The organism is Bacillus sp. PS95, from assembly GCF_037963565.1.
GTDB lineage: Bacteria > Bacillota > Bacilli > Bacillales > Bacillaceae > Bacillus > Bacillus subtilis.
Genome location: NZ_CP150160.1, coordinates 4,054,067 through 4,074,642, shown reverse-complemented (window position 1 = coordinate 4,074,642; position 20,576 = coordinate 4,054,067). Strand labels below are relative to the sequence as shown.

General features: G+C 44.3%; 20 protein-coding genes. 11 read left to right on the top strand and 9 right to left on the bottom strand.

Translation table 11 applies throughout. The features are described from left to right. Window positions 1–80 precede the first annotated feature (80 nt). The 3 genes from yxaF to NSQ12_RS21130 all read left to right on the top strand — a co-directional run bounded on the left by yxaF (window position 81) and on the right by NSQ12_RS21130 (window position 3,080). Window positions 81–656, top strand: a complete 576-nt coding sequence (gene yxaF, locus NSQ12_RS21140) for a transcriptional regulator YxaF (protein ID WP_003227022.1) — start codon at window positions 81–83, stop codon at window positions 654–656. Window positions 657–750: 94 nt separating this feature from the next. Then, window positions 751–1,764, top strand: coding sequence for a quercetin 2,3-dioxygenase (gene qdoI, locus NSQ12_RS21135; RefSeq protein WP_003227025.1), 1,014 nt, complete (start codon window positions 751–753; stop codon window positions 1,762–1,764). 107 nt (window positions 1,765–1,871) lie between these two features. Beyond that, entirely contained in the window at window positions 1,872–3,080 is a 1,209-nt protein-coding gene (locus NSQ12_RS21130; RefSeq protein WP_339175591.1) for a DUF418 domain-containing protein, read from the top strand. Between the two features lie 29 nt (window positions 3,081–3,109). Here the strand turns inward: NSQ12_RS21130 and NSQ12_RS21125 are convergent, their stop codons facing one another. Continuing rightward, window positions 3,110–3,565 (bottom strand): RDD family protein, encoded by a 456-nt coding sequence (locus NSQ12_RS21125; RefSeq protein ID WP_015250840.1) that lies wholly within the window; start codon window positions 3,563–3,565, stop codon window positions 3,110–3,112. Window positions 3,566–3,820: 255 nt separating this feature from the next. Between NSQ12_RS21125 and NSQ12_RS21120 the strand changes: the two genes are divergently transcribed. Next, complete coding sequence (locus NSQ12_RS21120) at window positions 3,821–4,246, top strand: DUF5391 family protein (RefSeq protein WP_024572867.1); 426 nt, start codon at window positions 3,821–3,823, stop codon at window positions 4,244–4,246. A 100-nt stretch (window positions 4,247–4,346) separates the two neighbouring features. Then, window positions 4,347–5,579: a PQQ-binding-like beta-propeller repeat protein gene (locus NSQ12_RS21115; RefSeq protein ID WP_144453139.1), complete on the top strand. Its 1,233-nt coding sequence runs from the start codon at window positions 4,347–4,349 to the stop codon at window positions 5,577–5,579. Window positions 5,580–5,622: 43 nt separating this feature from the next. Here the strand turns inward: NSQ12_RS21115 and NSQ12_RS21110 are convergent, their stop codons facing one another. Both NSQ12_RS21110 and NSQ12_RS21105 read right to left on the bottom strand, forming a co-directional pair. After that, window positions 5,623–6,090: an RDD family protein gene (locus NSQ12_RS21110; RefSeq protein WP_041338094.1), complete on the bottom strand. Its 468-nt coding sequence runs from the start codon at window positions 6,088–6,090 to the stop codon at window positions 5,623–5,625. 189 nt (window positions 6,091–6,279) lie between these two features. After that, window positions 6,280–7,617 carry an aldehyde dehydrogenase family protein gene (locus tag NSQ12_RS21105; RefSeq protein WP_339175586.1) on the bottom strand — a complete coding sequence of 446 codons (1,338 nt, stop codon included), beginning with the start codon at window positions 7,615–7,617 and terminating at the stop codon, window positions 6,280–6,282. 142 nt (window positions 7,618–7,759) lie between these two features. On the opposite strand from NSQ12_RS21105, the gene NSQ12_RS21100 reads away from it, so the two are divergent. Continuing rightward, window positions 7,760–8,902 (top strand): TetR/AcrR family transcriptional regulator, encoded by a 1,143-nt coding sequence (locus tag NSQ12_RS21100; RefSeq protein ID WP_319620326.1) that lies wholly within the window; start codon window positions 7,760–7,762, stop codon window positions 8,900–8,902. Window positions 8,903–8,931: 29 nt separating this feature from the next. Here NSQ12_RS21100 and NSQ12_RS21095 read toward each other — a convergent pair whose 3' ends face one another. Further along, window positions 8,932–9,753, bottom strand: a complete 822-nt coding sequence (locus NSQ12_RS21095; RefSeq protein WP_339175583.1) for an SDR family oxidoreductase — start codon at window positions 9,751–9,753, stop codon at window positions 8,932–8,934. Window positions 9,754–9,869: 116 nt separating this feature from the next. On the opposite strand from NSQ12_RS21095, the gene NSQ12_RS21090 reads away from it, so the two are divergent. Continuing rightward, the gene (locus NSQ12_RS21090) at window positions 9,870–10,121 is read left to right on the top strand and encodes a hypothetical protein (protein ID WP_339175581.1); all 252 of its coding nucleotides are present in this window, start codon (window positions 9,870–9,872) and stop codon (window positions 10,119–10,121) included. Between the two features lie 167 nt (window positions 10,122–10,288). Beyond that, window positions 10,289–12,169 carry a molecular chaperone HtpG gene (gene htpG, locus NSQ12_RS21085; protein ID WP_003243561.1) on the top strand — a complete coding sequence of 627 codons (1,881 nt, stop codon included), beginning with the start codon at window positions 10,289–10,291 and terminating at the stop codon, window positions 12,167–12,169. A gap of 41 nt (window positions 12,170–12,210) precedes the next feature. Here htpG and NSQ12_RS21080 read toward each other — a convergent pair whose 3' ends face one another. The 5 genes from NSQ12_RS21080 to iolR all read right to left on the bottom strand — a co-directional run bounded on the left by NSQ12_RS21080 (window position 12,211) and on the right by iolR (window position 16,799). Further along, complete coding sequence (locus NSQ12_RS21080) at window positions 12,211–13,596, bottom strand: sugar porter family MFS transporter (protein WP_046161055.1); 1,386 nt, start codon at window positions 13,594–13,596, stop codon at window positions 12,211–12,213. Between the two features lie 237 nt (window positions 13,597–13,833). Next, window positions 13,834–14,142 carry a YxcD family protein gene (locus NSQ12_RS21075; RefSeq protein ID WP_003227046.1) on the bottom strand — a complete coding sequence of 103 codons (309 nt, stop codon included), beginning with the start codon at window positions 14,140–14,142 and terminating at the stop codon, window positions 13,834–13,836. 3 nt (window positions 14,143–14,145) lie between these two features. After that, on the bottom strand, window positions 14,146–14,796 hold the full coding sequence (locus tag NSQ12_RS21070) for a hypothetical protein (protein WP_003227047.1): 651 nt from the start codon (window positions 14,794–14,796) through the stop codon (window positions 14,146–14,148). 261 nt (window positions 14,797–15,057) lie between these two features. Beyond that, complete coding sequence (locus NSQ12_RS21065; protein WP_063335873.1) at window positions 15,058–15,990, bottom strand: aldo/keto reductase; 933 nt, start codon at window positions 15,988–15,990, stop codon at window positions 15,058–15,060. 53 nt (window positions 15,991–16,043) lie between these two features. After that, complete coding sequence (iolR, locus tag NSQ12_RS21060) at window positions 16,044–16,799, bottom strand: myo-inositol utilization transcriptional regulator IolR (RefSeq protein WP_003227050.1); 756 nt, start codon at window positions 16,797–16,799, stop codon at window positions 16,044–16,046. Between the two features lie 416 nt (window positions 16,800–17,215). Here iolR and iolA point away from each other — a divergent pair, with 416 nt between their 5' ends. The 3 genes from iolA to iolC all read left to right on the top strand — a co-directional run bounded on the left by iolA (window position 17,216) and on the right by iolC (window position 20,570). Beyond that, on the top strand, window positions 17,216–18,679 hold the full coding sequence (gene iolA, locus NSQ12_RS21055; RefSeq protein WP_003243682.1) for a methylmalonate-semialdehyde dehydrogenase: 1,464 nt from the start codon (window positions 17,216–17,218) through the stop codon (window positions 18,677–18,679). 74 nt (window positions 18,680–18,753) lie between these two features. Then, window positions 18,754–19,569 carry a 5-deoxy-glucuronate isomerase gene (gene iolB, locus NSQ12_RS21050; protein ID WP_014481418.1) on the top strand — a complete coding sequence of 272 codons (816 nt, stop codon included), beginning with the start codon at window positions 18,754–18,756 and terminating at the stop codon, window positions 19,567–19,569. 23 nt (window positions 19,570–19,592) lie between these two features. Beyond that, complete coding sequence (iolC, locus tag NSQ12_RS21045) at window positions 19,593–20,570, top strand: 5-dehydro-2-deoxygluconokinase (protein WP_029726145.1); 978 nt, start codon at window positions 19,593–19,595, stop codon at window positions 20,568–20,570. Window positions 20,571–20,576: the final 6 nt, after the last annotated feature.

The window sequence follows — 20,576 nt, the reverse complement described above, 5'->3', positions numbered from 1 at the left end:
GTCTTACCCCTTTTGACAATCACAGGGTTCTTTTTTATATTATATAAGTCGCTCTACCATACCTAGGAGGGAATGTTTTAATGACTAGCAGAGGAGATTCACGTGAAAAAATCCTTCACACGGCGTCACGTCTGTTCCAGCTGCAAGGATATCACGCGACAGGTTTGAACCAGATTGTAAAAGAAAGCGGTGCTCCAAAAGGATCGCTTTATCACTTTTTTCCGAATGGCAAAGAAGAACTAGCAATTGAAGCGGTTACATATACAGGTAAGATCGTTGAACATCTGATACAGCAAAGCATGGATGAATCCTCTGATCCTGTTGAAGCGATTCAGCTTTTTATCAAAAAAACAGCCAGCCAATTTGACAACACAGAAAGCATTAAAGGTATTCCAGTCGGTTTGCTGGCGAGTGAGACAGCGTTAATCAGTGAACCGCTGCGGACGGTTTGCATGAAGGTGTTTAAAAGCTGGGAAGCGGTTTTTGCCAGAAAATTAATGGAAAACGGATTTGCAGAAGAAGAAGCAAATCAGCTTGGAACGCTGATTAATTCGATGATTGAGGGCGGCATCATGCTTTCGTTAACGAATAAAGACAAAACGCCTCTTCTTCTCATTGCCGAACAAATACCAGTGCTGGTGAGAAAAAAAGGGTAGCATTTTGTTATCCTTTCTCCTACAATTATATAGAACGGTCTAGTAAAAAAAAGTTATAGTATATAGACTGGTCTAAATTGGAGGAAGCGATAATATGAAAACATTATGTACACATTCATTGCCTAAAGAAAAAATGCCTTATTTGCTCCGGAGCGGAGAAGGCGAGCGCTATCTGTTCGGCAGACAGGTTGCCACGGTGATGGCGAATGGGAGGAGCACAGGTGATTTGTTTGAGATCGTGCTTCTTTCCGGGGGAAAAGGAGATGCCTTTCCGCTTCACGTCCACAAGGACACACATGAAGGAATTCTCGTTTTGGACGGGAAACTGGAACTGACACTTGATGGTGAACGCTATTTATTAATATCAGGTGATTATGCCAACATTCCGGCGGGAACACCGCACAGCTACCGGATGCAGAGCCACAGAACAAGACTGGTGTCTTACACGATGAAAGGAAACGTAGCGCACTTGTATTCCGTTATTGGGAATCCGTATGATCACGCTGAACATCCGCCGTACGCAAGCGAAGAAGTCTCAAACGAGCGGTTTGCAGAAGCAGCCGCTGTAGCGGACATTGTATTTCTAGATGAAGAAAAGCCTGCATGTTCGGCCAAATTAGCGGAACTTACAGAGCTCCCAGATGGAGCCGTTCCATACGTTCTTGAATCTGGAGAAGGAGATCGCCTGTTGACGGGAGATCAGCTTCACCGCATTGTGGCTGCACAAAAAAATACAGATGGCCAGTTTATCGTCGTATCCTCTGAAGGCCCTAAAGGTGACCGAATCGTTGATCACTACCATGAACATCATACAGAAACATTTTATTGCCTTGAAGGCCAGATGACGATGTGGGCAGATGGCCAGGAAATTCAGCTGAATCCGGGAGATTTCCTGCATGTCCCTGCAAATACCGTTCACTCCTATCGCCTTGATTCTCACTATACTAAGATGGTGGGCGTATTGGTTCCTGGTTTATTTGAACCGTTTTTCCGGACGTTGGGCGACCCGTATGAAGGCCACATCTTCCCATGTGAGCCTCAGGCTTTGCGTTTTGATCGCGTTTTGCAGAATATCGAAGCATTAGATTTAAAGGTGATGAAACCATAAAGATGACAAGATTGTAAGGTTTTCATGCCGGCCTGACACCTAAATCGATGTTTCCGCGCTTCATTTTTTCATACCCTTAAGGTACAGAAAAAAGGAGCGTGATGGCTATGTCTTCATTACAGCCGACTTTGGCAAATGAGCGGATCGGTGTGCTTGATGTGCTGAGAGGAATGGCGATTTTCGGCATCTTATTTGTCAATCTGGCACATTTCAGTTATCCGGATATGTATTTGTCTATGCTTGGAAAAGAGAATTTTTTCATGGATAAGTGGTCTGAAGCTGATTTTGCCGCCGCAGACATACTGAAATTCTTCATTCAAACAAAATGTATTTTATTGTTTTCCTTTTTATTTGGATTTGGCATGGTTGTCATGATGGAGAGAGCAGAAAACAAAGGGAAACGGTTTGTTCCGTTATATGTGAGAAGGTTAATGGCGCTTCTCTTGTTTGGAACGATTCATGCCTTTTTGATATGGGACGGGGATATTTTAACAGAATATGCCCTGCTCGGTTTTGTCCTGCTCTTGTTTCGAAAAGCAAAGCCGAAAACACTGCTGATATGGGCGGTCTCTTTGTATCTTCTGTTTTCCATTCCGTTCATGTTGACAAGTTTTGATCAATCAAACGGACAGGAATGGGTACAAGCGGTAACACAGCAGGCAACACAATCGATTCATGTTTATGGAAGCGGCAGCCTGAAGGACATTGCAGAACAGCGGATCCATGACCGTCTTGTTTATATGTCTTCGAATGGCATGCTTACGTATAATCCGCTCAACTTCTTCTTTGCATCCATTCCTTATTTCAGCATGTTTTTGCTGGGAGCTGCGGCAGCAAAATCACGGTATTTGCATGAACCGGAAAAGCATCGCAAAGGATTAAAACGATTATGGATGGCTGGGCTTGTCATCGGCATCGGCGCCCAGGTGCTGTACAATGTAACGGATAAAGAAATATGTTTGCTGATTGGCGCGCCTTTCCTCATGTTTTTCTATGTTACAACGGTTGTCTATCTTTATCATAAAACAAGAGTGAGAACAGTGCTGCAATCATTCTCCGCTGTTGGGAGGATGGCATTTACCAATTATCTGATGCAGTCTATTGTATGTACTTGGATTTTTTATCATTACGGCTTGGACCTGTATGGAAAAGTGTACCCTGCTGCCGGTGTGCTCATTACAATTACGGTTTGTGCCGTTCAAATGGTCTTCAGCCACCTTTGGCTTCGTGTCTTTCGGATGGGGCCGTTTGAGTGGCTGTGGAGAAGCGCTACGTATCTGTCGTGGCAGCCTATTGTAAAGAAAACAAAAGTCTAGATGCCTATTGGCGTCTAGACTTTTTTCTATTATTTATACACGACACGTGTTTTGCAAATGATGTCATGCAGGCCTTTTTTCTCTCCAAAGGCGATCATGATAAACCCGATATAAAAGATGATACCAGATAAGATATAGGCAAAGTAACGGCCAATTCCCTGTCCGACAGAAACCCGTTCACCCTGTTCATTGACCACTTTCAGGCCAAGAATTTTTTTGCCAAGTGTGCCTTGCATTTTAGAAGCTGTGAGCAGCCCGTAATATAACACACTGATGACGATCATGATCAGCATAGTAGGCAAAAATGCAAGCGTCATGTATTTTACTAAATACTCTTCTTCCGTCATGTAAGGGTTTGTTGCCACAGCCCCAGCTACAAAAACAGAATTGATCACAAATAGAATAATATAACTAGGAACAGATACAATAATGCCATCAATAAAATAAGCTAAAAAACGAATCCAAAATCCTGCTGGTTTTTCCATGTATTTTTCTCTCTCCTCTGAATTAATCTGGAATAGTATACTTTGAAAAACAAGTACATGCAATATGGTATGGTGATAAAATCCTGATATTACAGAAAAATGAGTCTTTTATCCTTTGTTTTTTACTATATAAATATACCAGAAAGAATCATATCATTTTTGTATGTTCTGGATTTTTTAAAAAAATATAATGAATATAACATTCAACTTACTTATAATGAAAAAGGTTAATATTTCTATTAAAGGAGGAGTTTGATGTCTAAAAAAAATAGCGTGGCGATCATGACAACCATTTCTGCGTTTCTTTTTTGCGCCGTGATTGTGGCGGCTTCACTTTCGCCGCTGGCCGGAACGGGAGCGGCGGCCAATCAGTTTAATTCAGTTGGCATGTGGTCAGCTGTCGGTATGATCCTTGTATTGTATTTCATTCCATTTCTCGTTTATATGCTCGGAGTTGATGCAATGAGGTATGTCATGGCGGTGCTTTGCGGCTTCGGGCTTTTGATTCATTTGTCTTCGGCCGGTTTTATCTTGATGTTTAGTTTCTTTAGTGACCATCTGCTTTCTGAGGTGATCTTTGTTTTCGGAATTAGTCTCGCTGCGGCTGCTGTCAACGTCATTTGGTTTGTGGCTGCATTTCGGCCGGGTGCTGAAAAAACGTCCGTGAATACTCTTACATAGTTTTCTAGTTTGTGATGTTTTTGTGAAATAGATTTATAAAATGGATGAATATGTTATGATGGTCACAAATTAGAAGTTACATATAATGGGGGTCTCAATGATGGTCAAGTCATTTCGTATGAAAGCTTTGATTGCGGGAGCTGCGGTGGCGGCGGCTGTTTCGGCCGGCGCTGTTTCTGATGTGCCCGCTGCCAAAGTGCTTCAGCCGACAGCTGCTTATGCGGCGGAAACGGTGTTTTCTCAAAATAATGGAGCATCTGGCTTTTTGACAGGAAGATATGATGTACAAGCGATGGCACCTGCCATGTTTAACTGGTCACGCGAAAGCCGGTTCGCCGGAAATACAGACGGGACGCTGAAATGGCAAAACGACATCAGAACGACTCCGCAAAATGGAGCGGGGGCTGTGATTGACGGAGACGGCACAGTATATCTTCATTCCAGAGACGGGGAAATGAAAGCCTTTAATCCAGACGGCTCAGTCAAATGGGTGACGGGCAATCTTGGAAAAACATATACGCAATCTCCTGTACTTGGGACCAACGGCGTTATCTATTTGGCATCCTATGACAAAAAGATTTATTTTATTGACAAAGAAACGGGAGAAATTTTAACAACGGTTCCGTTAAGCGGCGGGCCAAGCTCTGAAACGGTGATCGGTTCAGACGGGACGCTGTATTTCTCAACACTTGATAATTATGTTCACGCGATCAAACCGACGTCAAAATCAACCTGGACAGAGCGCTGGAAGTTGAAAACAAATGGTGTCGTCAGCTCTGTGCCGGTGCTTGCCAAAAACGGCACCGTGTATGTCGGCACATATAATTACGTGTTTTATGCGATCAACTCCGGAACCGGACAGGTGAAATGGTCCAGAACGACGTCAAATGCGTTTAAAGGATATCCGGTGATTGATAAGGATGGAAACATTTATGCCGGCAACCAAGATGGACAGCTGTATGCTTATACATCAACAGGCAGTTTGAAATGGACATTCCCGCTAAACGGGTTCTCCAGCTCATCTCCTGCGATTGATCATAATGGCAATATCTACATCGGCTCAGGAAGCGGCGAGCTGTTTTCCATCAGCAAAAACGGGGATATGAACTGGTCATTCTACACAGACGGCCCTGTCAGAACGGCGCCGCTGATTGACGCGAAGGGAACGGTTTATTTCGGGTCAGATGATATGAAGGTTTATGCGGCAGACGCAAACGGCAATGAATTATGGAGCTATCAAACCGACAGCAACGTCGTGTCATCTCCTCAGCTCGCTGAGGACGGAACGCTTTATATTGGAAGTTATACGAAGCTGATGGCTTTTGGGAAATAGTAAAACAGGCTGGCGAGGTTAACTCGGCAGCCTGTTTTTTTGATCAATCAAGATATTTATTTTTATAGACAACCTTTGTCCCGCAAATATAATCATGTAATGCCAGTTTAGAGGGAAAGGCCGCCATGATAAAACCGATATATAAGATCTTAGATAATGTGTAAGCGAAGAAACGGCCGAAGCTGTGCCAAAAAGAAATACGCTCGCTATACTGATTGACAACGATGATGCCCATGAGTTTTTTTCCCAATGCTGCTTGCATGTTTGAGGAAGTCAGCAAGCTATAGTAAAGAATAGCGAAAATAAATATGATGGCCAAAACAGGGATTGTGCCAATGATCAACATGAAAAACTCATATTGGGCTTCTGACATGTGTGTACCTGCTGCATCAATGAGTGGCAACACAATGAAGGTGTTAATGAAAATCATAATGAAAGAGAATATAGCTATAATAAATACATCAATAATAGAGGCGGCTGCCCGAATCCAAAATCCAGCTGGTTTTTCCATGTATAATATTCTTTCCTTTGAAGTTTTCTGGGATATTATACGTTAGGGGCTGTAGGGTTTCAATGAGATAGACTAGAGGAATTTGGTCTCGTAGTAAAAATGGTATTTTATCACTTTTAATCTCTTTATTTAGGTGATATAAAGATAAAAAAAGAACCTGCAAGATGATGCAGATTCTCTTCATTACGATTATTTAGCGGCTTGAATAAATACACCCTTCTCATGAGAAAACTCTTTGAATCCGTATACCCCATGATAGGAGCCGATTCCGCTTGTGTTGACGCCGCCGAATGGCAGGTTGACGTCACTGAAATGGACGACGACATCATTGATGGCGGCATTTCCTGATGTCGTGTGCTGAAGGACGTTGTCAATCAGGTCTTGGTTTTTGCTGAACACATAAAGTGCAAGCGGTTTATCGCGGTCATTTACGTAATCGATGACCTCGTCGATGTCTTCATAGTTCATCATTGGCAGAATCGGTGCGAAGATTTCCTCCTGCATGATTTTCATATCAGGCGTGACGTTTTTCAAAACGGTTGGCGAGATCGTGCGGTCGCTGGCATCAAATACGCCGCCGAACACCACTTCCGCCCCTTTTTCGATGGCATCGTCGAACAGATCTTTGACGCGGTTGAAGTTGCGGTCATTGACGATCTGCGTAAATTTGCTGCGGTCTGGGGTATGATCATCCTCCATAAATCCAGCGTTGACGACTGTTTGTAAAATCCCCGCGAACCTGTCCTGAACGTCTTTTTTAATGAACAGGTAATCAGGTGCGATGCAGGTTTGGCCGGCGTTTACGAATTTCCCGACGGCGATCTTTTTCGCTGCGTCCATCAGATCGTATTCACTGTCAATAATCGTCGGGCTCTTGCCGCCAAGCTCAAGTGTGACAGATGCCAAGTGTTTGGCAGCCGCTGTCATGACAATTTTCCCGACATTTGTGCTTCCAGTGAAGAAAATATGGTCGAACGGCTGATCAAGTAGTTCGGTTGCCACCTCAACCTCTCCTTCAAAAATCGCGACTTCTTTTTCATCAAAAGCGTCTCTTATTACTTTAGCGGCAATGTTGCTCGTGTTCATCGTGAAATCGGACAGCTTCACAATCGCGCTGTTTCCGGCTGCGAGAGAAGCGGCAAGCGGCGCCATCGTCAGCATAAACGGATAGTTCCACGGGCCGAGGATGAGTGTGACGCCTTTAGGCTCGTACATAAGAATTCCGTTTGCGTCAGGGCTTAACGATGAACCGACTTCTTTAGGCGCCATCCATTGTTCCAGGTTATTCATATTATCTCTAATCGCTTTTTTTGTTCCTTCGATTTCCGCTTTTTTGACTTCGTGATATGGTTTGCGGACGTCTTTGCGGATCGCTTCGATGATTTCTTCTTCATGGGCGATGACGGAATCTAAAAAGCGTTGAAGCTTTTCTCTCCGCTGTTCCGCTGTTGAAGCGCGCAAGGCTTTTTGCTGTTTTTTCTGAAGCTGAAAGACACGCTGGATGTCGTCCTTTACTTGCTGTTCCATTGTAAAATCCCCCTCATTTGCTTTCTTCTTTTCTCGGACCTATTATAAGGTGGTACCTTTTCTGTAAGAAAGACAACGGTGAACCATCTATACGTTACCGTACATATATCTAAGATCTGTCTAATGATTGGAGGTGTCTTTTGTGCCGGAATCTGCCGAAGCTCAAGTGAAAGAGGCGCTGCTGGCTTTATTGAAAGAAAGAGATATTCAACACATCACAATGAAAGAAATCGCTGAGAAGGCCAAAGTGAGCCGCGGATCGCTCTACCTTTATTATGAGGATAAGTTTTCAATCATTGAGGATGTGATCGAAGACATGAAGGAAGGACTGGGCAAAGCGCTTTTTGACGCCTTCAGTCATATGGATACCCTTCATTTGAACAAAAAACGGCAAACGGTGCATCCGACGCTGTCCTTTGTTCATGAGCATCGATCCTTTTTTTCTGTGATGATGAACAGAGGGCATTTCCATCGTTTTTTTAGGGATGTGTTTCAGCAGGATGTGCTGCTGACTCCGGTCCATGTGAATTTGACGCCGATTGAACGGGAAATTTACGGACATTACCGGGCCTTGTATACGTACGCGATTATCCTGTATTGGCTGAATGAGGATGCGGCCGCGACTCCGGAAGCTATCAGCCAAAAGGTATGGGAGCTTGTTTCTCAAAAGAGATTTTATTGGCTGTTTGGACAAGCTGTGCCAGGAGAGCGAGAGAATGACAAGCAAATCGACAGGCGTGTGGTTCGAACGAGAGAGGCGCTCCAGAAGGCATTTCTGGACGTGCTGGCGGAGAAAAAAGACTACGCAGCCATCACGATTTCGGATATTACCCGGAAAAGCAATATCCGCCGTGCAACCTTTTATGATCACTATGCCAATAAGGAGGAATTGCTCCAAACCATGATACAGCGATCATGTGCGGAGATCATTGATCACCTGACGATTGCCTCCAGCCCGAATGAATTTTCCTTAAAGGAAGCGGAGAAGGCGCTCGCCAGTCTGCTTTCTGCTTTGTCAAACATGCCCATTGTCCATTTTCTCAATCGGGAATGGGGTGTTCCTCATGTGATACCTGATATGTTCAAAGCGCTGGAATCGTTTTATCTGCATCAGCAAACTGATATTCACGCAGAGAAAAAGCTTTATGCCCATTATGTATCCGCAATGATTATTGGGTTGCTTTTGTATCGGCTGGATGAAGGAAAGGCGCATCCGCCTGAAGTGCTGGCGAGGGAATTTTTGCAGTTTTTGGATGTGAAAAAGTATAAGGTTGTATTGCTTTGAAAGACAAAAAGAGAGGGACATCCCCTCTCTTATTTCGTTTCTTTCTTCCATTTCTCATCAATCAGCATTTTCCCTGGCCATGTGTATGCCATGATGCCGCCGTCTGCGGTGATGTCCTCTCCTGTGACGTATGAGCTGTCGTCTGACGCGAGGAACAGGGCCACTGTCGCCATTTCCTTCGGCTGGCCGAGGCGGCCGAGCGGCGTGACCCATTTGTTGGCTTCGCGGAATTTTTCACCCATTTCCTGTTCTTTGGTGCCTGCTAATTTGTCAATCAGCGGGGTTTCGATCGTACCCGGTGAAATGGAATTGACGCGGATGCCGTTCCGTGCGTAGTCGATCGCCATCGCTTTTGTCAGGTTGGTGATGCCGCCTTTTGCTGCGTTGTAGCCGGAGCGGTCAAGGTCCGCGGCACGGCCTGACATGGAGGAGGTATTGATGATGGAGCCTCCTTTTTCGAGCATGAGCGGAATCAGATATTTGCTGCAAAGGAACGTGCCGCGCAGGTCGACGGCGATAATGCGGTCAAACAGGTCAACCGGATATTCGTGCACCTTTCCGCCTTCCTGATCAACGCCGGCATTATTAAACAGAATATCAATCGTTCCGCATGCATCCTTGATTTGATCAGCAAATGCTTTCACACTGTTTTCATCTGACACATTGAGGTGAAAGGATTCGGCCTGTCCTCCGTTTTTTCTGATTGCGTCAACTGTTTCTTCCATTTGATCTTTATTGATATCTCCGATGATCACACGCGCGCCTTCATTGGCAAAAACCTCTGCCGTCGCTTGCCCAATGCCTGTCGCGGCGCCTGTGATCACTGCTGTTTTGTTTTCAAGTCTTCCCATGATACGAGACCTCCTTTTTCTATTTGTCTTCCCGCTATGTGCAGTGATAAACATGCGAGAAAAGAAAGGCCAGCATATGTTAAGATGAATTAGAAATTGTTGGGAGGTTTGTATGTGTGAAGGTACAGCATAAGAAGGAGCTCAAGTTTTATTGCTTCATTACCATTCCATCTGCATTTGTTGTGCTGACTGTCATCTCTTTTTTATTGCAAGAGATTACGTTTCCGGTGACTGCAAGCGCATTTCTGAGTGCTTCATGGCATAATCTATTGTTTTTGATACCGTTCGGTTTGTTTTTCTACCCGGTGCATATATGGATGAAGCGGGAGTTTGGCCGCTGGAATGACACAGAAAAAAAGAGAGGATGATGAAGCCTCTCTTTTTTATGAGAATGAGTGAGAAAAAGAGTGAAAACAAATCCAACTAATGTTAAATTTACATATATATGCATCTATCAATCTAATTGACAATTGTCATCTTATGTGATAAATAGATGCTGAAAAGGGTTTACATAATGGTAAAGGAGCGATCAAGAGTGGCGAAAAAAGAGTTTAAAGCAGAGTCTAAACGCTTGCTGGATATGATGATTAACTCCATTTATACCCAAAAAGAAATTTTCCTGCGCGAGTTAATCTCCAATTCGAGTGATGCGATTGACAAAATCTATTACAAAGCGCTTACGGACGATGCGCTTACGTTTGATAAAGACAGTTACTACATAAAGGTCGCAGCTGACAAAGATGCGAGAACATTAACCATCTCTGATACGGGGATCGGAATGACAAAGGATGAGCTTGAACAGCATCTTGGAACAATTGCAAAAAGCGGTTCCCTCGCGTTTAAAAAGGAAAACGAGCTGAAAGACGGACATGACATTATCGGGCAGTTCGGTGTCGGTTTTTACGCGGCATTTATGGTTGCCGATGTCGTGACAGTCATCAGTAAAGCGCTTGGCAGCGAAGAGGCTTATAAATGGGAGTCTGCGGGTGCAGACGGCTATACGATTGAGCCGTGTGAAAAGGATTCTGTCGGTACAGACATTATCCTGAAAATCAAAGAGAACACAGAAGATGACAGCTATGACGAGTTTTTAGAGGAATATCGTTTAAAAGCGATCATCAAGAAGTACTCCGACTTCATTCGCTACCCGATCAAAATGGATACAACCATTAATAAGCCGAAGGAAGGCAGCGAAAATGAATTTGAAGAGGTGCAGGAAGAGCAGACGGTCAACAGCATGGTGCCGATCTGGAGAAAAAACAAAAGCGAGCTGACAGATGAGGATTATGAAAAATTCTATGCTGAAAAGCATTACGGGTTTGATAAACCGCTCACACACGTTCATATCAGTGTGGATGGAGCCGTTCGCTACAATGCGATTCTATTCGTCCCTGAAAACATGCCGTTTGACTACTATTCCAAGGAATATGAGAAAGGCTTGGAGCTGTATTCCAATGGCGTGCTGATCATGAATAAGTGCGCAGACCTGCTACCGGACCACTTCAGCTTTGTGAAGGGCATGGTCGATTCTGAGGATCTGTCGCTGAATATTTCCAGAGAAATGCTGCAGCATGACCGCCAGCTGAAGCTGATCGCGAAAAACATCAGCAAGAAAATCAAAAGCGAGCTGCAAAGCCTGTTGAAAAAAGACCGCGAGAAATACGAGACGTTCTACAAGTCGTTCGGCAGACAGCTGAAATTCGGCGTGTATAATGATTTTGGCGCGAATAAGGATCAATTGAAGGATCTCCTATTATTCTACTCTTCAAAAGAGAAAAAACTGGTCAGCTTAGACGAGTATGTTTCCAGAATGCCAGAGGAGCAGAAATTCATTTATTACGCGACCGGGGATTCTTACGACCGCATTGAGAAACTGCCGCAAACGGAAATGGTGGCGGACAAAGGCTATGAAATCCTCTACTTTACTGAGGACATCGATGAGTTTGCAATTAAAATGCTGGCTTCTTATCAGGAAAAAGAATTCAAGTCCGTATCAAGCGGAGACCTTGGCATAGACACGGATGAGGATCAAAAGCAGTCCGAGGAAGAGGAAAGCAAGTATAAGGATCTGTTTGAGGAAATGAAAAACATTCTGTCAGATAAAGTGAAAAACGTCAGAATCTCAAAACGGCTTAAATCACATCCAGTCTGCCTTGCAGCTGACGGCGAAGTGACAATTGAGATGGAAAAAATCTTAAACGCGATGCCTGACAGCCAAAATGTGAAGGCGGAAAAAGTGCTGGAAATCAACCCGAATCACGAGGTATTCCAAACGCTGCAGGACGCGTTTGAACAAGATAAAGAGAAGTTGAGCCTGTACACAAACCTTCTGTACAATCAGGCGCTTCTCATCGAAGGCCTGCCGATTCAGGACCCTGTGGAATTTACGAACAATATTTGCAAGGTCATGGTGTAAACAGAAAAAGGAATCGTCCCATAAGGAGACGATTCCTTTTTTTATAATGTACGCTCATTCAGCACTTGGTTTTGGGTGCTTTTCTTCTTTTTAAACCGTTTTTTCAGGCTTGCTTCAATTTCCTCCAAGCTTTTCCCTTTGGTTTCCGGTACCATGTAGAACGCGAAGAAAAATGAGAGAAGACAAATGACTGAGAAAACCATAAAGACCCATGCGATGCCCATCGCGCTTAGCATCAGCGGAAAGACAAGCGACACGATCAGGTTAGCCGCCGATAACACCAAAGTCGTGAACCCTGTCGCGGCTCCGCGTGCTTTGGACGGGAAGAGCTCAGGCATGAGCACCCACACTACCGGACCCCATGTCGCCTGGTAAAAGACGATATAGACACCTAGAAAGACTACTGTCATCCACGCTGTTGATGCGGAAAGTCCGAGCGTTAGGAGCACGCCTGATAAAGCAGCAAGGCTCAGTGTGATGCCGACACTTCCCCAGATCAGAAGTTTTTTGCGGCCGACACGGTCAATTAAGATCATGGCAGTGATACACATGATGACGTTGAGGATGCCGATCCCCATTGTGCCGAGCGCCGAAGCTGATGTGCCAAGACCGGCCTTCGTAAAAATGGTTGGCGCGTAGTAGATGACCGTGTTAATGCCGACTGCCTGCTGGAAAATGGCAAGGCCGACGCCAATCAGAAGCATAGGGCGAATCCACTTGGCTTTCAGCACGCCAAGTGTCGTTTCTTTTTTCTCCGCTTCCCCTTGCTTCATCTCTGCCAATTCCATTTCGATGTCTTTGGGGTCATGAGTGATGTTCATGATGCGTCTCGCTTCTTCTTCGCGGCCGCGCTTCACGAGCCATCTTGGCGATTCCGGCATGAACGCGATGCCGATTAATAGAAGCACGGCAGGCACTGCAGCCAGACCGACCATCCAGCGCCACGCTTCAAACGGTGTGAACAGGTAGTTAACGATATAGGCGAGCAAAATCCCGGTGACAATCATTAAGTTGTTCATTGTGCCGAGTGTCCCGCGAATTTTCGTCGGTGCCATTTCGGAAAGATACACGGGCACAAGTGCCGTTGAACCGCCGACGGCCAACCCGAGTATCACCCTAGATGCAATCAGCATGCCGATTGTTTGAGAAAATGCGCAAGCGAGCGCGCCGATAATAAAAATGATGGAAAGGACAAATACAACCTTTCTCCTGCCCCAGCGGTCTGAGCATGTGCCGCTCAAGGCAGAACCGAAAATCGCGCCAAGGAGCAGCATGCTGACAACCAATCCTTCTGTCAATGTCGTTAAAGGAATATCGTTATTGATAAACAGGAGTGCTCCGGAGATAACACCTGTATCGTAACCATATAGCAGTCCCCCTAAAGCGCCGAAAAAGTAGATCATATATTTCCTTGTGTCTTTCTTCACAAATGTCTCCTCCTCAGTTGTTGAGCCAATGAGTATCTAAAATGTATAACAAAGTTAATAGATTAGTACCCATTTCCTATCTCATTTGAAACATTTGTTTTGAACAAACGGAAACGTTAAAGCCAAAAGAGATGATCACAGATCCGCTGAGTTTAGGAAAAACGAAATAACTTTATGCTCAGAGAAACCATTAAAAAAACCTTACCCGCGCGGAGTAAGGTTTTGATTAAGACATTTTTATTCTTCTGCTTCGTTGACGAAAACCAAGGCGGAGAAGCCTTTTTTCTTATCAAATTGCAATTCAACGACGGTAACGTCCGGATTGAAGTTGTGGTATTCCTCTAAGAACTGAATAATGCCTTCTGAAATGTCATCTGACATAAGCTGCTTGTGGTGCAGGCCAAATGTAGCTTCAGCGAAGAACCCTGTACGCTTGTTATAAGATAGCTCCTTTACTTCAACGTCTTCAGGGTAGATATCTTCTTCATTGGAAATATACACGCAAATTCCGTCTACAATTTCTTGCTCATTTAATATTAATCTCATCGCCTAAAATCTCCTTCTGTACGTCTTCGGTGCTTTAAATGCGCGAATCAATGCGATGACAATGATTAAAATAATGATCAAAGCGATGATATCCACGATCCAGGCAATGGGTGAAGCGCCATAAGAAACATAGCCGGGGCCTCCGGCTGGATGATAGGTGTAACCCCACGGGTGCATCATGCTGATCATGAACATACCCATTGTAAATCCGCTATAATATCCAAACCATCCTGATGGCGCGAAACCTGCGTGATAGTAATGATTGACTGAAACATATCGTCCGCCAACATAGGCTTTAGACGTTTTTCCGCTGTATGTCTTTCCGGTTACTTTTGATGTAGCGCCGGAAAAGGTGCCTGACGATTTTTTAGAGCTTGAGGAGCTTGCCTTTTCTGAAGGCTTCTTTTTAAGCGAAATCGATGATGATGAATCGTCAGACGTCTTGGATTTTTTGCTAGAAGAGCTTGATCCTGAGCTGTAGCTTGATTTCGGGCTTGATTTATAGCTTCCGCTGTATGACGAGCTTGAACTTCGGCTGCTGTAACTAGATGATGAGCGGCCGCTGAAGCTCTTTGCATGAGAAATCGTTGATGGCAGCAGTACACCTAAAGCAACGGTTACTGCAACTAAGGCTTTTACATATTTAAGTTTCATTCTGTTTCCTCCATAGACCGCCGAAAAGGTCCGCTATTCTGACCAGCAAATAAAAGAAGCTGGGTCAGCTTTATTTCATATGAGCTAGATGATATGAACGTTTCATACTTTTGCTTTCTCAATCACTTTCTTTCTGAGATAAACTACCTTTATTTTATCGGATTTATGGCTCATTTTGTAAGGTTTTGCTTCAAAATCAGTTATTTAGGAATTTATCGCACAAAAAAACAGCCTTCTCCAATGGAGAAGGCTGCTTTCTTCTTATGCGAACAGCTTATCAATAAATGAAATATCCTCTTGAGAAAGCGTCACGTCGGCTGTTTTGATGTTATCAATCAGCTGATCGGCACGTTTTGCTCCCGGGATTAAAATATCAATTTCCGGTCTTGCTAAATACCAGGCCAATACGATGTGAGGGATATCCACGTTGTGTTTTTCGGCAATCGGCGCAAGCTTGTTGACCTTTCTGATATTTTCTTTGAAACGCTCGCCCTTGAAGTGTTCCTGTTCGTTTCGCAGGTCGCCTTCTGGGAACGTTGTATCTTCTGTATACTTTCCTGCCAATAAACCTGATACGAGCGGGAAGTAAGGGATAAATGAAATATTATGCTCCTTCGTATACGGGAAGAATGTGTTTTCCGCTTCACGGTTTAACAGGTTGTATTCGCCTTGCAATACATCTACCAAACCGTCTTTGTTTGCTTCTTTCAATTGCTCTAAAGAGAAGTTGGATACACCGATGGAGCGGATTTTTCCGGCTTTCTTCATCTCATTCAGCGCGTTAACGGCTTCATCCTTAGGCGTATGTTCGTCAGGGAAGTGAATGTAGAACAAATCGATATAATCGGTATTCAAGCGCTTCAGGCTTTCATCAACTGATTTTTTAAGAAATTCTGGTGAATTATCAAAGACAAAGTCATTGCCTTGTTTTCTGTGAGCGGCTTTTGTCGCGATGACAACATCTTCACGGTTGAATTCACGCAGCACTTCACCAATTAATTCTTCGGAACGGCCGATCCCGTAAATATAAGCGGTGTCTAACATTGTCACGCCATTACGGATCGCCTCGCGCACCAATTCTTTTCCGGTTTCTTCATTTAGGTTCGGGTAGAGGTTATGTCCTCCGACAGCATTTGTTCCTAATCCGATAGGGAATACCTGCAAGTCTGATTTTCCGAGCTTCGCTTTTTTCATGATCTGCCTCCTAGAATAAAATGGATGATAGACTCTCAACACTATTGTAAACGTTAGGCCAGATGAATGCCGATTTGATGCTCATTGCAGTACTGCGTGTACTCGTCGTCTAATGGCTGAGAGGTCACAATGCAATGCAGCCTGTCAAACGGTGCATACGTCAGAAGCGTTGATTTTCCGAATTTAGAATGGTCAGCCAATAGATACACTTCTTTTGCTTTTTCTGAAATCCTCTTTTTAATTTCATACTCCAGCAGATCCGAATTGGTCAATCCGTGAGTCAGCGTCGTTCCGGTAGCGGACATAAAGGCTTTGTTGATATTGTACTTATCAAGCATAGCCGGGTCGTCCATGCCGACAAAGGAGCGGGTTTTTCTCTTATAGTTGTTTCCGATAATGATTAAGTTGATATTCTTCAAAGCTGACGCCGCATTGATAATGTCTAAACTGTTGGTTAAGATGGTGACATTTTTGGCTGGATCAAGCGTATCAAGAATAGACTTTGTCGTCGTTCCTGAATCAATGAAGACCAAATCGTGATCTTCAATAAATCGGGAAGCATAATGGGCGATTTTTGTTTTTTCATCCTGGTGCTGAATGGTGCGATTTTCAAAAGGAACTAATGCGGTTTTTTCAATAGATGTTACGCCGCCGTATACTTTTTCAATCGCACCCTTTTCTGTTAGCTTGTTGATATCACGTCTGACTGTGTTTTTGGAGACATTGAACACCTGGCACAGCTCATCTAAGGAAACAGTGCCATGCGATAAAATGTACTCCTCCATTTCCTGAATCCGCATCAGTTTCATATTAAAAACTCCTTCTTGAATCTTTACGTAACATAAATATATAATAAAAACCAAAAGTTAATCAATAGTTGCTTAAAAAATGATAACATCGGTGTATATCTTTTGCAAGATTCTACGGCCTTCTCTTACCTCTCTTACTTGATTAAAAGATTAATATAATAAAAATAATGAAAAAATGTAGTGTTTATGATTGACTTATGGGTATTATGCGATTAGAATATAACCAAGAAATGACCAAAAAGTAACCTGTTGTGCATGAAATGGTTGCTTGTATGTAAATATGCATCCGCCATTTATTTTTTTGGTTTTTTTGAAAGCGTTTAATTCTTGGCTTGCTGAAAAGTGGATATTGATATGAATCTATCCTGAACCATCAATACAAGTGTATGTGTTTACTAATGAAGGAGGCAATAAGAATGGCAGAAATCAGAAAATTAAAAAACTACATCAACGGTGAATGGGTTGAAAGCAAAACAGATCAATATGAAGATGTCGTCAATCCGGCGACGAAAGAAGTGCTATGCCAAGTGCCGATTTCTACAAAAGAGGATATTGATTACGCAGCGCAAACGGCGGCTGAAGCATTTAAAACATGGTCAAAGGTGGCGGTTCCGCGCCGTGCCAGAATTCTATTTAACTTCCAGCAGCTGCTGTCCCAGCATAAAGAAGAACTGGCTCATCTGATTACCATTGAAAACGGAAAAAACACAAAAGAAGCTTTAGGTGAAGTGGGACGCGGGATTGAAAACGTAGAGTTCGCCGCTGGAGCACCTTCCCTGATGATGGGTGACTCACTTGCTTCCATCGCAACGGACGTTGAAGCGGCGAACTACCGTTACCCAATCGGAGTTGTCGGCGGAATCGCGCCATTCAACTTCCCGATGATGGTCCCTTGCTGGATGTTCCCAATGGCGATCGCACTCGGCAACACATTTATTTTAAAACCATCAGAGCGGACACCGCTGTTAACAGAGAAATTGGTTGAGCTTTTTGAAAAAGCGGGCCTTCCGAAAGGGGTATTCAACGTCGTATACGGTGCGCATGACGTTGTGAACGGCATCCTCGAGCATCCCGAAATTAAAGCGATTTCATTTGTAGGCTCCAAGCCAGTCGGCGAATACGTCTACAAAAAAGGAAGCGAAAACTTAAAACGCGTTCAATCTCTGACTGGCGCGAAAAACCATACGATTGTCTTGAACGATGCGAATCTTGAAGACACGGTTACAAACATCGTCGGAGCTGCCTTCGGTTCTGCCGGTGAACGCTGCATGGCTTGTGCGGTTGTGACAGTTGAAGAAGGAATCGCCGATGAATTTATGGCGAAGCTGCAGGAAAAAGTGGCGGACATTAAAATCGGTAACGGCCTTGATGACGGCGTGTTCTTAGGACCGGTGATTCGCGAAGACAACAAGAAGCGCACGCTCAGCTATATCGAAAAAGGTCTTGAAGAAGGTGCCAGACTCGTATGTGACGGACGTGAAAATGTGTCAGACGACGGCTACTTTGTCGGCCCGACGATCTTTGACAATGTCACAACAGAGATGACGATCTGGAAAGATGAAATTTTCGCTCCGGTCTTATCTGTCATTCGTGTGAAAAACCTGAAAGAAGCGATTGAAATCGCCAATAAGTCTGAGTTTGCCAACGGTGCCTGCTTGTTCACATCCAACTCAAACGCAATCCGCTACTTCCGTGAAAACATTGATGCGGGAATGCTAGGCATCAACCTTGGTGTGCCGGCTCCAATGGCGTTCTTCCCATTCTCAGGCTGGAAATCTTCATTCTTTGGAACGCTGCATGCGAACGGAAAAGACAGCGTCGACTTCTATACACGTAAAAAAGTGGTGACGGCAAGATATCCGGCACCTGATTTCAACTAAACGACGAACAGCCGAACGGCGTCCATGTGCGCTGTTCGGGCTCATTCTGCCAATAGAAAGAGGAGGGCATCACTATGAGTTATTTGTTGCGTAAGCCGCAGTCGCATGAAGTATCTAATGGGGTCAAACTCGTGCACGAAGTAACGACATCCAACTCTGATCTCACTTATGTAGAGTTTAAAGTGTTAGATCTTGCATCAGGTTCAAGCTATACAGAAGAATTGAAAAAACAAGAAATCTGTATTGTGGCGGTAACGGGAAAAATTACAGTGACAGATCATGAGTCGACTTTTGAGAATATCGGCACGCGTGAAAGCGTATTTGAACGAAAACCGACAGACAGCGTCTATATATCAAATGACCGTGCATTTGAGATCACAGCAGTCAGCGACGCAAGAGTGGCGCTTTGCTATTCTCCATCGGAAAAGCAGCTTCCGACAAAGCTGATCAAAGCGGAAGACAACGGAATTGAGCATCGCGGGCAATTTTCAAACAAACGTACTGTTCATAACATTCTTCCGGATTCAGACCCTTCAGCTAACAGTCTATTAGTAGTTGAAGTCTATACAGACAGCGGCAACTGGTCCAGCTACCCGCCTCACAAACATGATCAAGACAACTTGCCGGAAGAATCTTTCTTAGAAGAAACGTACTACCATGAGTTAGACCCGGGACAGGGCTTTGTATTTCAGCGCGTATACACAGATGACCGTTCTATTGACGAGACAATGACTGTGGAAAATGAAAACGTTGTCATCGTTCCTGCGGGATACCACCCGGTAGGCGTTCCGGACGGATACACATCCTACTATTTAAATGTCATGGCAGGGCCGACGCGAAAATGGAAGTTTTATAACGACCCGGCGCATGAATGGATTTTAGAACGCTAACAAGTGAGGAGTGGCTGTTTACGATGAAGTATACATTCAATGAAGAGAAGGCTTTTGATATTGTTGCCATCGGCCGGGCATGTATTGACCTGAACGCAGTCGAATACAACCGCCCAATGGAAGAGACGATGACATTTTCCAAATACGTTGGGGGTTCACCTGCGAATATCGCGATCGGCAGCGCGAAGCTTGGCTTAAAAGCGGGCTTCATCGGCAAAATTCCGGATGACCAGCATGGAAGATTCATAGAGTCCTATATGAGAAAGACCGGCGTTGATACAACACAGATGGTTGTTGATCAAGATGGACACAAAGCAGGCCTTGCATTTACAGAAATCCTCAGCCCTGAAGAATGCAGCATTTTAATGTATCGCGATGATGTGGCGGATCTTTATCTTGAGCCTTCAGAGGTAAGCGAGGACTATATCGCAAATGCGAAAATGCTGCTTGTTTCCGGGACAGCGCTCGCCAAAAGCCCGTCACGGGAAGCGGTGCTAAAAGCTGTTCAATACGCGAAGAAGCATCAGGTTAAAGTGGTGTTCGAACTGGATTACCGTCCGTATACGTGGCAGTCATCAGATGAAACAGCCGTTTATTATTCTTTGGTTGCCGAGCAGTCTGATATCGTCATCGGCACACGCGATGAATTTGATGTGATGGAAAACCGCACAGGCGGAAGCAATGAAGAATCCGTCAATCATTTATTTGGCCATTCAGCCGACCTCGTTGTCATCAAACACGGCGTCGAAGGCTCTTACGCATACAGCAAATCCGGCGAGGTATTCCGCGCTCAAGCGTACAAGACAAAAGTGCTGAAAACCTTTGGAGCCGGTGACTCCTATGCGTCAGCCTTTATCTATGGCCTTGTCAGCGGAAAAGACATTGAAACGGCATTGAAATACGGCAGTGCTTCCGCTTCCATTGTGGTGAGCAAGCATAGTTCGTCAGAAGCGATGCCGACTGCGGAAGAAATCGTACAGCTTATTGAAGCACAGTCATAATTGAAA